11 protein-coding genes are annotated in these 15,218 nt (G+C 60.4%); 6 read left to right on the plus strand and 5 right to left on the minus strand.

The genetic code is table 11. The features are described from left to right. The first annotated feature begins 146 nt into the window (after positions 1-146). The 4 genes from GCT19_RS38210 to katG all read left to right on the plus strand — a co-directional run bounded on the left by GCT19_RS38210 (position 147) and on the right by katG (position 5,746). The gene (locus GCT19_RS38210) at positions 147-782 is read left to right on the plus strand and encodes a hydrolase (protein ID WP_013092691.1); all 636 of its coding nucleotides are present in this window, start codon (positions 147-149) and stop codon (positions 780-782) included. A 112-nt stretch (positions 783-894) separates the two neighbouring features. Next, on the plus strand, positions 895-2,781 hold the full coding sequence (locus GCT19_RS38215; protein ID WP_152854821.1) for an amidohydrolase: 1,887 nt from the start codon (positions 895-897) through the stop codon (positions 2,779-2,781). 35 nt (positions 2,782-2,816) lie between these two features. Next, positions 2,817-3,485: an HD domain-containing protein gene (locus GCT19_RS38220; protein ID WP_176135321.1), complete on the plus strand. Its 669-nt coding sequence runs from the start codon at positions 2,817-2,819 to the stop codon at positions 3,483-3,485. A gap of 50 nt (positions 3,486-3,535) precedes the next feature. Further along, positions 3,536-5,746 (plus strand): catalase/peroxidase HPI, encoded by a 2,211-nt coding sequence (gene katG, locus GCT19_RS38225; RefSeq protein WP_152854823.1) that lies wholly within the window; start codon positions 3,536-3,538, stop codon positions 5,744-5,746. A 450-nt stretch (positions 5,747-6,196) separates the two neighbouring features. On the opposite strand, the gene GCT19_RS38230 is transcribed toward katG, so the two are convergent. The 5 genes from GCT19_RS38230 to GCT19_RS38250 form a co-directional block, all read right to left on the minus strand. Beyond that, on the minus strand, positions 6,197-7,294 hold the full coding sequence (locus tag GCT19_RS38230) for a pectate lyase family protein (protein ID WP_152854824.1): 1,098 nt from the start codon (positions 7,292-7,294) through the stop codon (positions 6,197-6,199). Continuing rightward, on the minus strand, positions 7,295-8,179 hold the full coding sequence (locus GCT19_RS38235; protein ID WP_152854827.1) for a polysaccharide deacetylase family protein: 885 nt from the start codon (positions 8,177-8,179) through the stop codon (positions 7,295-7,297). 75 nt (positions 8,180-8,254) lie between these two features. Beyond that, positions 8,255-9,517 carry a SidA/IucD/PvdA family monooxygenase gene (locus GCT19_RS38240; protein WP_152854825.1) on the minus strand — a complete coding sequence of 421 codons (1,263 nt, stop codon included), beginning with the start codon at positions 9,515-9,517 and terminating at the stop codon, positions 8,255-8,257. Continuing rightward, positions 9,517-10,719: a carboxylate--amine ligase gene (locus GCT19_RS38245; RefSeq protein ID WP_193727511.1), complete on the minus strand. Its 1,203-nt coding sequence runs from the start codon at positions 10,717-10,719 to the stop codon at positions 9,517-9,519. Before GCT19_RS38245 ends, GCT19_RS38240 begins: the two co-directional genes overlap by 1 nt. 145 nt (positions 10,720-10,864) lie before the next feature. Further along, entirely contained in the window at positions 10,865-12,199 is a 1,335-nt protein-coding gene (locus GCT19_RS38250) for an MraY family glycosyltransferase (RefSeq protein ID WP_227717776.1), read from the minus strand. A gap of 152 nt (positions 12,200-12,351) precedes the next feature. On the opposite strand from GCT19_RS38250, the gene GCT19_RS38255 reads away from it, so the two are divergent. Together GCT19_RS38255 and GCT19_RS38260 are read left to right on the plus strand one after the other, a co-directional pair. Beyond that, on the plus strand, positions 12,352-14,589 hold the full coding sequence (locus GCT19_RS38255; protein WP_152854826.1) for a polysaccharide biosynthesis tyrosine autokinase: 2,238 nt from the start codon (positions 12,352-12,354) through the stop codon (positions 14,587-14,589). Between the two features lie 274 nt (positions 14,590-14,863). Further along, positions 14,864-15,218, plus strand: a 355-nt coding sequence (locus GCT19_RS38260) for a glycosyltransferase (protein WP_321576945.1), incomplete at its 3' end; no start/stop codon positions are given.

Below are 15,218 nucleotides of genomic sequence, written 5' to 3' on the forward strand. Positions count from 1 at the left end.
GCGCGCTCGCCTCGGCGGACCTGAAGCGTTCATAACGCTTCAGGTTTTCCCAAGGACTTTAAGGCGCGCGATCCGTAATCTGCACGCGTTCGATGACCGCTGCGCGCGGCATCGCGTGTCCATACCCGTACCTCACTGGAGCAATCATGGCTTTTGAACTGCTGACCCCCGAGAACTGCGCGCTCGCGCTGATCGACCACCAGCCGCAGATGTTCTTCGGCACGCACTCGCACGAGCGCACCACCGTGCTGCACAACGTGCAGATCCTCGCGAAGGCCGCCAGGCTGTTCAAGGTGCCTACGGTCCTCACGACGATCGCCGCGGACTCGTTCAGCGGCCACCTGCTGCCCGAGGTGCAGCAAGTGTTCCCGCAGATCAAGCCGGTCGATCGCACCTCGATGAACTCGTGGGAAGACGCGGGTTTCCGCGCGGCGATCAAGGCCACGGGCCGCAAGAAGATCGTGATCGCGGGTCTGTGGACGGAAGTATGCGTGGCGTTCCCGACCGTTCAGATGCTCGCGGAAGGCTTTGAGATCTACGTGCCGACCGACGCGTGCGGCGACATCACCGAAGAAGCGCACGAGCGCGCGATTCAACGCGTGATCCAGGCCGGCGCGGTGCCGATGACCTCGCTGCAGTTCATGTGCGAACTGCAACGCGACTGGGCCCGCGGCGAGACCTACGAAGGCTGCATGGACATCTTCAAGGCGCACAGCGCGTACGGCATCGGCGTGCGTTACGCGAAGCAGATCCTCGGCGAACACGCGAGCGAAGCGGCCTGACGTTGAATCTGGGCCGCAGGTGCGCAAATCGCGCGCTAGCCCGCATCTCACACTCTTTGCGCCGCCATCTGGCGCAAAGGGCAAATCGAATAGAGCACATAGGAGGGCGTCGATGAGCGCACCCAATCAACCTGTCCGCATCGCCGACCTGGTGATCTACAACGGCAAGATTGCGACCCAGGACGAGCGTCGTTCGTTCGTCACGGCGCTGGCCGTCGCTGACGGCAAAATCGTAGCGAGCGGCAGTGAGCGCGACGTCATGCAATGGACGCGTGACGATGCGCGCCGTATCGATCTGAACGGCCGCACCGTGATTCCCGGTCTGAACGACTCGCATCTGCACGTGATCCGCGGCGGCCTGAACTTCAACATGGAATTGCGCTGGGACGGGGTTCCGTCGCTTGCCGACGCGCTCGAGATGTTGCGCGCGCAAGTCGCGCGCACGCCGGCGCCGCAATGGGTGCGCGTGGTCGGCGGCTGGAACGAATTTCAGTTCGCGGAAAAGCGCGGGCCCACGCTGGATGAAATCAACGCGATCGCACCTGACACGCCGGTTTTCATTTTGCATCTGTATGACAGCGCGCTGCTCAACGCGGCGGCGCTGCGTGCGGTCGGCTACACGCGCGACACGCCGAATCCTCCCGGCGGTGAGATCCAGCGCGACCGGCGCGGCAATCCCACCGGCATGCTGATCGCGCGCCCGAATGCGGGCCTGCTCTACGCGACGCTCGCGAAGGGGCCGAAGCTGCCTTTCGACGACCAGATGAATTCGTCGCGCCAGTTCATGCGCGAACTGAACCGCCTTGGCGTGACGAGCGCGATCGACGCGGGCGGCGGCTATCAGGCCTATCCCGACGACTACGCGGTGATCATGGAACTCGCGAAGCGCGATCAGCTCACCGTGCGCATCGCCTACAACCTGTTCACGCAGAACGCGAAGCGCGAGATCGAGGACTTCGCGAAGTGGGTGAAAGCCACCCGTCCCGGCGACGGTGACGACTTCCTGAAGGTCAACGGTGCGGGCGAAATGCTGGTGTTCTCGGCGGCGGACTTCGAAGACTTTCTCGAGCCGCGTCCCGACCTGCCGGAAGGCATGGAGAAGGAACTCGAAGACGTCGTGCGCCTGCTGGTGCGCAACCGCTGGCCGTGGCGTCTGCACGCGACCTACGACGAGTCGATCGAGCGCTTCCTGAACGTGTTCGAGCGCGTGAACGCCGACACGCCGTTCGACGGCCTGCGCTGGTTCTTCGACCACTGCGAGACGATTTCGGAGCGCAACATCGAGCGCATCGCGGCGCTCGGAGGCGGCATCGCCATCCAGCATCGGATGGCGTATCAGGGCGAATACTTCATCGCGCGTTACGGTACCGAGGCCGCGGCGCGCACGCCGCCCGTGCGCAAGATGCTCGAAGCCGGGTTGCCTGTCGGCGCGGGCACCGACGCCACCCGGGTGGCGAGCTTCAACCCGTTCGTGTCGCTGTACTGGCTCGTGTCCGGGCGCACCGTGGGCGGCACGCCGATGTACGCACAGCGTGACCGTCTCGAACGCATGGAAGCGTTGCGCCGCTACACGGTGGGCAGCGCGTGGTTCTCCAGCGACGAAACGAAGAAGGGCGCGCTGGTACCTGGCCAGTACGCCGACTTTGCGGTCCTGAGCGACGACTTCTTCACGATCGACGAAGAGTCGATCAAACATCTCGAGTCGGTGCTGACGGTCGTGAACGGCCGCGTCGTGTATGCCGACGCGGAATTCGACTCGCTGAACCCACCGGCGCTGCCGGTGAGCCCCGTGTGGTCGCCGGTCGCGGAGTTCGGTGGCTATGCGCGCTACAAGCCCGTCGTGACGAACGCCGTTCTCGCGCAGTCGTGCAACGACGCCTGCGTGAACCTTTGCGGCGTGCACAACCATGCGCACGGTTGGGCATGGCGCAGCAATGTGCCCGCCAGCGACGCCAACACATTCTGGGGCGCGCTCGGCTGTAGCTGCTTCGCGTTCTGAGCGGGCAGCGCGACCCTCATATCGACGCAAAGGAAATGGACATGCGACCAGGCTCATTCGGAGCGGACGCAGATATCGTGGGCATCCGCATTCCGCGCACATCGGTCGCGCTCGCCGCTGCCGAGAGCGCTCATGCAGCGTTGCCGGCCGTATTGCTCGGCCATGCGCACCGTGTGTTCGTCTTCGCGGCGCTGAACGCCCGCCGAGGCGGCATCGTGTGCGATATGGACTCGCTCTACGTGAGTTCGATGTACGCGAACATGGGACTGAGTGCGGCGTATGCCCATTCGAGCGCGCGTTATGAATTGGACGGCGCCGATGCGGCGCGTGGGCTTCTGCGTTATTACGGTGCGAGCGTTCAGGCGCAGGACGATGCATGGAACGCCATCGCGCTGCACACATCGCCGGGCATCCCGGAGCGCGTGTCGCCACTCGCGAAAGTGCTGGCAGCCGCAGTGTGTACGGATCTCGTCGCAGCGCATTTCGAAACCCATACGGATGGAGAACGCGCGGGGGTGCTGGCCGCTTATCCGCGCGGCAAGCACTTCAGGCACGAGATCATCGGTGCGATCGGGCGTGGCGTTGCTCACCGTCCGGAGACGACCTTCGGTACGCGGAGCGCAGACATTCTCGATCGTCTCGATCCGGAATATTGCAGGGGAAATTACTGCGGGCAAATTCTCGGCTCACGGTGGCAGGACTAGCAGACACTGCGCGGCCGTCTAAAAACTAATCAACCAAAGCAGGAAGATTCATGTCGAACAAAGGCAAGTGTCCGTTCAATCACTCCGCCGGCGGTGGTACGACCAACCGTGACTGGTGGCCCAAGCAGCTTCGGCTCGACCTACTGAGCCAGCATTCGCACAAATCCAATCCTCTCGACCCCGGCTTCAACTACGCCGAAGCATTCAAGACGCTCGATCTCGCGGCGCTCAAGAAGGACCTCGCCGCGCTGATGACCGACTCGCAGGACTGGTGGCCGGCTGACTTTGGTCACTACGGACCGCTGTTCGTCCGCATGGCATGGCATAGCGCGGGCACGTATCGCACGAACGACGGTCGCGGCGGTGGCGGCCGCGGACAACAACGCTTCGCGCCGCTGAACAGCTGGCCCGACAACGTAAGCCTCGACAAGGCCCGGCGCCTCCTTTGGCCAGTCAAGCAGAAGTACGGCCAGAAGATTTCGTGGGCCGATCTGCTGATCCTTACCGGCAACGTCGCGCTGGAGAACATGGGTTTCAAAACCTTCGGTTTCGCCGGCGGCCGCGAGGACACGTGGGAACCCGATCAGGACGTGTACTGGGGCAACGAAAAGACGTGGCTGAATGGCGACGTGCGCTATGGCAAGGGCGCGCTGGCCAATGACGCTGAAGGCGTGGTCGTGGCCGCCACGGCGTCGCGCGACCAGGAAACTAGCCGTACCGACAACGACCGCGATCTCGAGAATCCGCTCGCCGCGGTGCAGATGGGTCTCATCTACGTGAACCCGGAAGGTCCGGATGGCAACCCCGATCCTGTCGCAGCCGCGCGCGACATTCGGGAGACCTTCGCCCGAATGGCCATGAACGACGAGGAAACCGTCGCGTTGATCGCGGGTGGCCATACGTTCGGTAAGACGCACGGCGCGGGCCCTGCCGGCAACGTCGGGCCCGAGCCCGAAGCCGCCGGTCTGGAGAACATGGGGCTCGGCTGGAACAGCAGCTTCGGAACCGGCGCGGGCGCGGACGCGATCTCGAGCGGCCTCGAAGTCACCTGGACCAGCACGCCGACCCAATGGGGCACAGGCTTCTTCCGCAACCTTTTCGCTTACGAATGGGAACTGACGAAGAGTCCGGCTGGCGCGCACCAATGGATTGCAAAAAACGCGGAGGAAACCATTCCTCACGCGCACGACGCCACGAAAAAGCTCAAGCCGACGATGCTGACGACCGATCTGTCGCTTCGTTTCGACCCGGCCTATGAGAAGATCTCCCGGCGCTTCATGGACCATCCCGATGAGTTTGCCGATGCATTCGCGCGTGCCTGGTTCAAGCTGACGCACCGCGATATGGGGCCGCGCGCCCGCTACCTCGGTCCGGAAGTGCCCGCCGAGGAGCTGATCTGGCAAGACCCGATTCCGGCCGTCGATCACCCGCTCGTTACAGAACAGGACGTCGTCTCGCTGAAGCAAAGGATTCTCGACTCGGGGCTGTCGATCGCTGAACTCGTGCAGACTGCGTGGGCTTCGGCATCGACGTTCCGTGGTTCGGACAAGCGCGGTGGTGCGAACGGTGCCCGCATCCGTCTCGCTCCGCAAAAGGAGTGGGCGGTGAACGAGCCCGCGAAACTTGCGAAGGTGCTGGATACGCTCGAAGGCATTCAGGCCGAATTCAATCGTTCACAGTCGAACGGAAAGAAGATTTCGCTCGCTGACCTGATCGTGCTCGCGGGCGGTGCCGGCATCGAGGAGGCCGCGAAAAAGGCGGGTCACGAAGTCACGGTGCCGTTTTCGGCGGGTCGCATGGACGCGTCGCAGGAGCAGACCGACATCGAATCCGTCGGTATGCTCGAACCGCTCGCCGATGGTTTCCGCAACTTCGTAAAAGGCAGCTACCGTGTGCCGGCCGAGGTACTGCTCGTCGATAAGGCGCAACAGCTCACGCTTACGGCACCCGAAATGACGGTACTGGTGGGTGGCCTGCGCGTGCTGGGCGTACAGGCTGGCGATGAACCGCGCGGCGTTTTCACCGATCGCCCGGGCGCGCTGACGAACGATTTTTTCCGCAACCTGCTCGACATGGGCACGCAGTGGAAGCCGCTGACGGTTGCCAGCGACGTGTTCGAGGGGAGTGAACGCAAGACCGGCAAGCTGAAATGGATCGGCACGCGCGTGGACCTGGTGTTCGGCGCGAACTCCGTTCTGCGCGCGCTGAGTGAAGTCTACGCGAGCGAGGATGGCCAGCAGAAGTTCGTGCGCGGCGCGTAGGCGACGAAGCGTGACAGTCGTCTTCCTGACGACAGGGACCGTAGCGGTGAACTTCAGGTTGGTGTGTTGAGGATCGGAAAGATCTCTGGTAGGCCCGCGAGGCAGGTGCAGCGCATGTGCGGCTCGCTAGCCGCGGCCGTTGTGATCCGCCGCTTTCTGCTGCCTTTCAATATTTGCCTCTCGATCGGCGCCACTCGAGGAGCGCAAGCGCCGCTGGCGGAGTCGGCCATTCTTCGACGGATTCGGGAACAGGACGTCCGCGACGGCTCTGAGAGCAAGGTAGACCACGAATAGAAACGCGATCGTACCGATTATTCGTATAAGAGTCGTCATCTTGAACCTCACTTAAGTAACGCGGCCTCAGTTGGCTCGATTGGAAAACCGATCCATCAGTCGGGATTCCCAACTCCCGGCCGCGCACCTCCGTTCAATGCAGCGCAGTTGCGCTTACTACTGAACGACTTTGCATCCTCTAACGCAGGTGTTTTGCCGATACTGTGCGGCGCCGCCGCCCGCCTTTTGCCATATGATACTTGGCCGTGTTGTGAACGAAAAGTACGCCTTCTTGCTTACCCCCATTACGGTGTTGTAACGCACGATGTTGGTCGAGTAGTCTGCGTCGCCGGCGGTGCCACCCGTCAGCAGCACCGAAGCGCCCATATCGGGCGCTCCATAGCCGTGAATTGCCCTGACGTCGTTGTATTCGATCACGTTATCGCCGCCGAGTTGCTGCGCATTGTCATTCTCGACGCCTACCGCGCAATCTATCAGAACATTATGTCCAATGTATCCGTGTCGATGCGCGACGAATACGGCGCCGTAGTATCCGCAGCTCTCGAAACGGTTATACGCAATGACGTCGCCGCTGCCGCCGTCCACTTCCCCGTAGGTCTGAAACATCGCCTGGCCAAAAAATCGCCTGAAGGTATTGCCGACAAGCGTGAAGTCGCTGACCCTGTCACGCGTCTCGACGGGAATGTTGTAGTGCAGCGCATCGTCGTCGAGAATAAAACGTGGCGCAGCGGAATTGGTTCCTTCGAATACGCAATTCGCGATGCTGTCGCCGGTCAGCGTTTCCCCATCCGGTGCGACGACTGAGAACATGCTGAATACCGGCTTGGTCTGCCTGAGCGTCGTGCCTTTCGTACATTCCATGTGCCGATGGCTGACTGTAATTTTGACCGTGTGGTCGATCACGCAGGTTCCAGCCGGCACCCGTACGTCGCCAGCATCCAGCGCGGCCTGAAATGCCGACGAATCGTCCGACACGCCGTCGCACTTCGCACCAAAGTCAACCGGGTTCACTGGGTCGACGAGGGGAGGTGCGAAGATAGTGCGCGCAACTGGGGGCATACCCAGCAGATCGCTGGCTGGCGGCTCGCCGGCTGCCGCATCGCCGCGATCCGCGAGCCGCAATGACAGCGCTGCAACGAGCCCGCTGAGCAACAGGCTGCAGGCCCAGTAAGTGAACCTCATGAAAGTTGACTCCAGCGTTCGTTTAATAGCCGCAACCGGGTTACAGCCGGACGGACATTCGGCCTCCGCCAACTAGAACTGCGGAAAGCGTCCATCCCACGAGCCACCTCGCAAGTAGCGCAGAAAAACCGGGATTCCTGTCAATTGAGCGGCGAACCAGCTGCGTGATGCGTCGTCGGTAATGATGATAGTGCGCAAACGGTAAGGGTCCGTTTGGCTATCGTTCCAGCCAACGTCGCAAGTGCGCGCGGTCTTGAATCCCGCCGCCTTCACGTATTCGATCTCCCGCGCGCCGTAGTTGCCGTTTGGATACGCGAAGTGAGTGCACTCGCTATTCAGCAAAGCTCCAACTTCGTGCCGCGAGCCCGCGATTTCCTCCTCACATTCGGATGCCTCGCAGCGCGTCAATATCGGATGAAACCGCGTGTGCGCCTGAAAGTCCACGTAAGGCTTCATCGTTTGGATCTGATCATGGGTCAGTCCCGACGGCATGTCTTCACCGTCCTGCGCAAATCCTCTCACCTCGAGTTCGGCCAGCCGGCGCGAATTGCCTAGTCGCTTCAGCCGCTCGATACCGGCCTGTTCCGCTGACGGATGCAACCACCAATGCCTGCGCCGGCGCGCGACGATTCGACTGCATAGGAAAATGGTCGGGCGGACCTTATGTTTGATGAAAACCGGCAGAAGAGCAGCATTGCCTGCGTGACCATCGTCAAAAGTAATGACTGCGCGAGGCCGGCCTTCGCTGGGATCATTGAGAGCCGCGAGAGGAATCACATCGCAGATCTTCCGCAAATGGGTCAGATGGGCGTCGAGCGTTGCAGGGTCTGGATCGTGATACAGCAGGATCGCGACCCTGTCACGCCATAGCAAGATTCGCGTTAGCCACGTGATACCGGAAAACGACAAGCAGCGAGCCATGATTTCTTTCACGGCGCTGTTTCGCTGGGGAATCATCATTGGGCACACTCACTGAGTAGACAGTTGGCGTATCGATGAACCTGAGCTCGACACGATCCGCGTGGACGGCGTTTAATGATCAGCCTGATTCGCAACTGCTTCTGTGGTTGCTGCGGCGGGCGTCGTTCGCGGCGCGGGGTTATCGTGCCGATAGCGCTTCAGGATATGCCGTGCAACCTGCGGCGCTGCGTATTTCGCTCCATAGATGAATCGCATCACAGGACCGAAGCTGTATGCGGATGCGGGTCCAATCACATAGAGCCCGCGAACACCGGTTTCGAAATGGCGCGTGAGCTCCGGCACACCGTCTTGAAGAGACATCGACTGAACGATTTCCCTTGAAAGAAATGCATGACGACTGAGGTCGGTCTTGAACCCGGTCGCCGCAATGACGTGGTCGGCCTCCAATTGCGATTGCTGGTCTTTCATGGAGACCTGCAAGACGATGCGATTGTTATCAATGGCCGCGTGACGTATCTGGCTGCCGACCGACACGTCGACCTGATTGACGACGCGATCGCGCAGCCACCAGGCGCCAGACGGGCCCCACGTGGAATTTACGACCTGCTTGCGGCGTTGCGCGCCAAATGCGCGAAACACGAACGGCCATTCCGCGATGATATGGGCGCGCCAACCCGGACCGATTCGCCCATCCGGCCTGATCAGCCTCGATATGAAGCTCCGGTTGTTCTGCGGTTTGTTGTTCCACGTCACGACAGGTTCACGCGCGAGCACGCGGATACGACCACCGTTTTCGTTCATCAGCGCGGCGAGGCCGAGTGCCGACTGTCCGCCACCCACGATAACGATATCCTTTCCTCGCACCCATTCGAGATCTCCGTACTCGCAGGAATGGGAGACGAATTCTCGGGGCAGCCCTTGCAGAACCGGAGGCGTCTTTTCGAAACCCTTGAGTCCCAGCGCCAGCACCACGCGACGCGCGACGATGGAGGTGCCGTCACTCAGCGCCAGATGGAACATCCCGTCCACGCGGCGCATATCGACAACATCGACCTGCCTTAAATCGTCGACGAGCTGTTGTTGAAACCACAGTCCGTAGTCGATAAACGTTTCGCGTGTCAGGTGCATGCCGATCGGCTGGTAGCGGATGCCCCTCAGCGCGCAATAGTCCTGAAGCGCATAACCGCGCTGCGGTGCATACAGACTCGTGGACCAGCCGTCAGAGCGCATCAGCATGCCCGGTGGCGCGAAGTTTCTCCAGCCTTCCATAGGCGTGCCTAGCACCTGATGAGGCACGCCCGCCGCATCCAGGTGAGCCGCGAGAGACAAGCCATAAGGTCCTGCACCAATGATTGCGGTATCGGTCGTTGCCATCAGTTCCTCCCACTTAACAGATTTTCGGGTCGATTTGCGAGCACATCTTTCTGCATCATCTGCCGGAGTCGGTGCAACGGATTTCCCATGCAGTACTGTCTTAAAGCGGGAAACGGGTCCTCGGTGCGAAAGTAGCCGTCCACGATCTCCGTGATGCCCGTCAGCAGGTGAGGTGGCGGCTTGTCGGCGATCGACGCCCGCCACGCGACGTTCATACGATTTGCCGTGGCCGTTGTGACTGGTAGTCCCAACTCGTGCTGGTAGGCCGCCGCCGGGATGTTGGTCCCACACAAGGTAGCGATTTCTTCCTGCCAGTCCGTTCTTCCAACGGTGGGTTCGATCATGACGAACTTGCGGCGATGGTCGTCCCACTTGTATTCCATGCTGCCCATGCCGGCCATGCTCGCGCATTCCGCGAAAGCCAACGTCATGGGCTCGAGTACTTCGTGCGCGTCGGGCGCAGCAACACATACCGCTGTGCTACCTACGTTGCGGGGATAGCAGGAGAGCTTGCGTCCGGTGAAGGTTGCGATTGGCCGTCCATCCGCACCACGATAAAAGAGCGTGAAATAGATGTTGCTATCCGCCCCTTCGATCCACTCCTGCACCACGATTCCTCCGGGAGTCTCAAGCATGACGGCTGCTTGCTCGCGGGCCTCTTTCAGCGTTTCGATGCGAAGCGCGCGTTCTTTTTTTCCGCTCAACGCACTTCGCTTGTCGTCGGGTTTCATCACGCACGGGAATTGCAGCACACCCAGCAGCGCCATATCGGAGACACTTTCCAGAACGACAGTACGCGGAACCTCAAAATCGTTCACTTGCGCGAACACGTGAAAACTCGCCTTACTGCTCAGGAGCTTTACCTTCTCGTCGGTCGGAATCCGAACACGAAACCACTTTGATATTTCGTCGATGTTCTCGGAAACAGCATGAACCGCTGGTTCGGCGGTCAGCATGAGAACCGGCGGCTCGCTCATTTTTCTGCCGATTTCAATCATGTCGTCGATGAACTCTCTTCCTTCGAGATTTCTGATTAGCCGTCCCTGCGTGTGGCGAGACCAAAAGGCAGCCCTGCTTTCCATGTCGACAGTCAAGGTCCGAATACCGTGCCGGGCGAGCGACCTTACGACGCCAAGGCCGTTCAATTCGCCGCCAACGACAACTGCGCTGACGTTTGCACTGCGTGAATCCATACGCGCCATAATCGCTCCGGGTACGATTGCCTACAGATAAAAAATGACCAGGTCATTCGCATGTTCGGCTTTGCACGGCGAGGAGTGCATAGCCGACTGCAATGAAATTATTTCGGTGGAAGAGCGATCCGCTGTGTCCAGTTGATACGCGAATTTATTCTGCCTGGGATGGCTGCTCAGCGGGGTGGTTAGCCGGTGTTTCGTTCGGAGCGGGCAACGAATCGCGCGGCATGTAAGTCACGAGCCAACGCGGTGCCCTGAATTTGACGATCGATGCATACAGCCAGACGTAGATCGCGATGAAAGTCATCGCGGTCGCAAAGAGCGCTACTTCGTTATTCCAAAGGAACGTCGCCGGCACGATGCTGATGAGGCTGATCGTCCAAAGGTAGGGCGACGTCCTCGCGTTGCGCCTCGTGCGCTGTCGTGTGGTTTCGGGATGACCTGCGCGGCGCACCATCCGCCTGAAAATCAACGTGTGCAAATGGATGCCGTCAGGCTCACCTGCCGCACAGCCGCGCACAATGCGCCGCCGGTAGATCGTGAAGATGGTTTCGAAGATCGGATAAATCGTCACGACGACAGCGTACCAGGCGGAGACATTCGGATGGCGCGCTATAAGAAGGACGACGAGTTCGGCAATCGTAAAGCCGATGAAGTAGGCGCCCCCGTCGCCGAGGAAAATCGCCGCGAATGGGTAGTTCCAGACGAGGAAGCCCAGGATGGCGCCGATCATCGTCAGGGACACGCTGAGAATCAGCCAGTCGTCGACCTGATGTGCGACGAAACCAATCGAGGCCAGCATCAGAACTGCCACTCCGCCGGCCAGTCCGTTGAAGCCGTCAATCAGATTGAACGCGTTGGTCAAGCCGGACACCATCAACAAAGTGAGGCCCAGCGCGATCGGCGAATAGACAAGAAGGGAATCGATCAGCGGAAGATCCACACGATCGACGACGGCCCCTAGCGCAAAATCGCCGATGGCCGCGGAAACGATTGCACATAGCAACCTCGCCGCCGGACTCACCTGCTTGGTGAAGTCCTCGATGATGCCGCCGAGAAAAACCGGCAACGCGCACAGAAGCAATTTAAAAACCTCCACACGCGGATTACTACCGAGTAATGCACCGAGTGCGAGTGTTAACGCCACCGCAAGCGCGACCGCGATACCACCTACACGGGGAACCGCCGTAGCGTGCATCTTTTGCACGCCATCGAGTTGGTTGTCGAGGCCAATGCCGCCACCGAGCCTAGCGCTTTTGACGACGATAAAAGTAATCAGAAAGCACGCTAATAGGCCAAATATTAAGTTCGGCATCTCTCTCGCCTCGATGGTGTTGACCTGTTGACTGTCTCTCACACACAAAACGCGAATTCCACGACGACTAAAGCCATTTTTGTGGCGAGCAGTCTTTTTATTAATTCGGCATTTGATACCGACGGGTACAGAAGGTACGGGAAAAAGGTACGCATCAATGTTCGTTTCCATACACAAACGGGACCGGCCCACTGGTACGTTGTCACCGGAATGATTTTGGCTACCGTAGGCGTGCCGCGCGGCTGATCTGATGCTTCATAACGGACGGAGCGTTCCCGCGCGAAGCATGTGACTTACGGTGTCTGTTTGTCCTGGGGATCTCCATGAACGAAAAGCAGATATCGATGCCGTCGTCGGCGCTGTCCAGCCAAGGCAATCTTTCGCAAATACTCGATGTGATTTCACGGCGTCGCCTGACAATTGCTCTCACAACGGTTGTCTGCCTCGTACTCGGTGGCGTCGTAGCGCTCACGTCGCCGGTTTACCAGTCGAACATTCTCGTCAAGATCGATCAGTTGCCTGAAGCGCAGCCCTCCTCGCGTCCGGAATTGATGTCGATGGTCTCGCCTGCGTTTGATGCAAGGTCAAAGACGACGGGAGAAATGCAGGTGATCCAGTCGCGCCAGACCGTCGCACATGTGGTAGATGAGCTTGAGCTCGACGTTGTTTCAGGACCGCGTCGATTTCCTCTGATCGGAGCGTGGCTCGCGAGTCATGCAAGTGATCTCTCGAAATCGGTCTTTGGCTCCATTGGCGGCTACGCGTGGGGCAAAGAACAGGTCAAGGTCGGTGCATTCAAAGTTCCTCGCGAGCTGGAAGACCGCAAGCTGACGCTGACCGCGCTGTCCGCGGGCCGATACGAGCTGAGCAGTAGTGAGCTCGACAGTCCTTTCGTCGGCACCGTCGGTCGGACCGAAACCGTCGCGACCACCAAAGGCGATGTGACGTTGCGTATCGACACGCTCGTGGCAGCGCCCGGTACCCGGTTCGATCTGAAGCGCTTGTCGCGCCAGGACGTGATTGACGATATGCAGAAGAATCTGCAGATCACGGAGCAAGGCGAGAAGTCGAACGTCGTGAGCGTGTCCATGCGCGGCAGCGATCCGGAGCTGCTTAGCCAGACGTTGAACGCGCTCGGCGCGCAATACGTGCGTGAAAATAACGACCGCAATGCGACCATCGCAGCAAATTCGCTGAGGTTCCTGGAGAGTCAGTTGCCCGCTATGCAAGCGCAAATGGTGGCGGCCGAGCACCGGTACACCGCGTATCGTCATTCGCTCGGTCTCGTCGATGCGACTGAAGAAGGCCGGCTGAATCTGCAGAGAGTCTCCGATGCCGAGGCACAGTTGCTTGCGCTGCAGCGCTCCCGTGCCGATCTGGCGGCGCGATACGCGCCGTCGTATCCGGCCGTAGCGTCGCTCGATGCGCAGATCGCGATGACGAAGCAGTATCTTGAAGCCGGCAGAGCGCGCGTCAACGCGATGCCGACCGAGCAACAGGACGCGCTTGCCCTGATGCGCGACGTGAGAATGACGACCGACCTTTACACGGCGGCGCGGAACAATGTCGAGCAACTTCGGCTCATTCAGGCCAGCAAAGCAGGTTTCGCGCAGATCATCGATCCCGCGATCGTCCCCGAACATCCTGTGCGGCCCGTGCGTTCCCTGGTGCTCGCCGCGTCGTTGCTGCTCGGATTACTTGCGGGCGTCGCGATCTCGTTTGTCCGCGAAATGCTTTTTGCTGGGGTGACCGAGCCTGAACAAGTCGAAGCTCGCACCGGTCTGATGGTGTACGGAATGGTGCCGCATAGCGCAAAACAGGACGAGCTTCAGAGCAAAGCGAACGCTACCGACGCGCGCGACCTGATTCTCGCCTGCCGGCACCCGTCCGATCCGGCGGCGGAAAGCCTGCGTTCATTCCGCTCGGCCCTGCAATATATGTTGGCGAGTGCCCGCAACAACATCGTCATGGTGGCGGGTCCGATGCCACAGGTCGGAAAGTCGTTCGTCGCCGCGAACCTTGCGGTGATCCTGGCAATGACCGGAAAACGCGTGCTGCTCGTCGACTGCGATTTGCGCAGGGGCGCGCTGCATCGCAGTTTTGGACTTCCGGCCGGCTTGGGACTCGCGGAAGTTCTCGCGGACCCGTCACTGACTGTCGAGCTTGCCACACGAGAGGTTCTACCGAATCTCGACATTCTGCCGTGTGGCGACTATCCGGCCAACCCGGCCGAATTGCTCAATAGCCTCGCCTTCGACAGCTTGATGCGCAATGCGTCGGCGCGCTACGACATCGTACTGCTCGATTCGGCGCCGGCGCTCGCCGTCTCGGACGCCGGCATCATCGCACCGCACGCAGGGTCGGTCTTTCTGGTGGCACGGTTCTCGGAAACCCGCCTCGCGGAAATCGAGGAAACAGCAAGGCGCTTTGCCCAGGTCGGCACCCGGATACATGGCGTGATGCTCAACGGCTTCGCCTTACGCAGCGTGAAGTACCTGCATCCGGGGCGCTACGGCAGCCACATATATGCGACGAGCCAGCACACGGACCGCGTGAACTGACATCGTCGACGCGTATCAGTTCGACTTCACGACGGTGAACCGGCTACCTGCGACGTTGCTCTGCGTAGCCGGTGTCGTGCTCGTGCGACAAACATCTCGTTACTGCCGTTCGCCGTAAAGGTGGCGGGCAACTTCGTGCTGGTCCGCCAATTCGGACCGGCTGATGTACGCCATCGCGCCAGTTCTATCTGCCAGCATGCTGCGCGGCAATCAAGCTATGCCGTTCGGCGGTGAAACACGCTAAGCCTTTGACCGTTCCGGGAGACTACGAAACGTGAAGATTGTTCTTGTTGTCAATTCAATGGGAGGACCGGGCGGCGCGGAGCGGGTCGCCGCGGTGCTGTCAGCCGCGTGGGCTCAGCGCAACCACACCGTTACGCTCGTCCCGACATACAGCAAACACGGTGGATGTTTTTTTCCCATCGACGAGAAGGTGCGGATGATCTATCTGGCTGACCGCGTCAAGCATAGCCCGCTGCGACGGATCAACTACATCGCGAGACTGACGGAGCTGCGCAAGCTGTTCGTGGAAGAACAGCCCGACGTCATCGTGTCGTTTTTGACCAACGTGAATATCAACGTGATCCTGGCTTCACGGGGCCTGCACATTCCGGTGGTCGCCTGCGAGC

The organism is Paraburkholderia atlantica (assembly GCF_009362785.1).
In the GTDB taxonomy this organism is placed as follows: domain Bacteria; phylum Pseudomonadota; class Gammaproteobacteria; order Burkholderiales; family Burkholderiaceae; genus Paraburkholderia; species Paraburkholderia atlantica.

Excerpts from the sequence above, each read along its gene's own strand:
- GCT19_RS38235 (WP_152854827.1), bottom strand. The coding sequence starts at position 8,179 with ATGATTCCCCAGCGAAACAGCGCCGTGAAAGAAATCATGGCTCGCTGC.
- GCT19_RS38220 (WP_176135321.1), top strand. The coding sequence starts at position 2,817 with ATGGACATGCGACCAGGCTCATTCGGAGCGGACGCAGATATCGTGGGC.
- GCT19_RS38215 (WP_152854821.1), top strand. The coding sequence starts at position 895 with ATGAGCGCACCCAATCAACCTGTCCGCATCGCCGACCTGGTGATCTAC.
- GCT19_RS38245 (WP_193727511.1), bottom strand. The coding sequence starts at position 10,719 with ATGGCGCGTATGGATTCACGCAGTGCAAACGTCAGCGCAGTTGTCGTT.
- GCT19_RS38250 (WP_227717776.1), bottom strand. The coding sequence starts at position 12,199 with ATGGAAACGAACATTGATGCGTACCTTTTTCCCGTACCTTCTGTACCC.
- katG (WP_152854823.1), top strand. The coding sequence starts at position 3,536 with ATGTCGAACAAAGGCAAGTGTCCGTTCAATCACTCCGCCGGCGGTGGT.
- GCT19_RS38210 (WP_013092691.1), top strand. The coding sequence starts at position 147 with ATGGCTTTTGAACTGCTGACCCCCGAGAACTGCGCGCTCGCGCTGATC.
- GCT19_RS38255 (WP_152854826.1), top strand. The coding sequence starts at position 12,352 with ATGAACGAAAAGCAGATATCGATGCCGTCGTCGGCGCTGTCCAGCCAA.
- GCT19_RS38240 (WP_152854825.1), bottom strand. The coding sequence starts at position 9,517 with ATGGCAACGACCGATACCGCAATCATTGGTGCAGGACCTTATGGCTTG.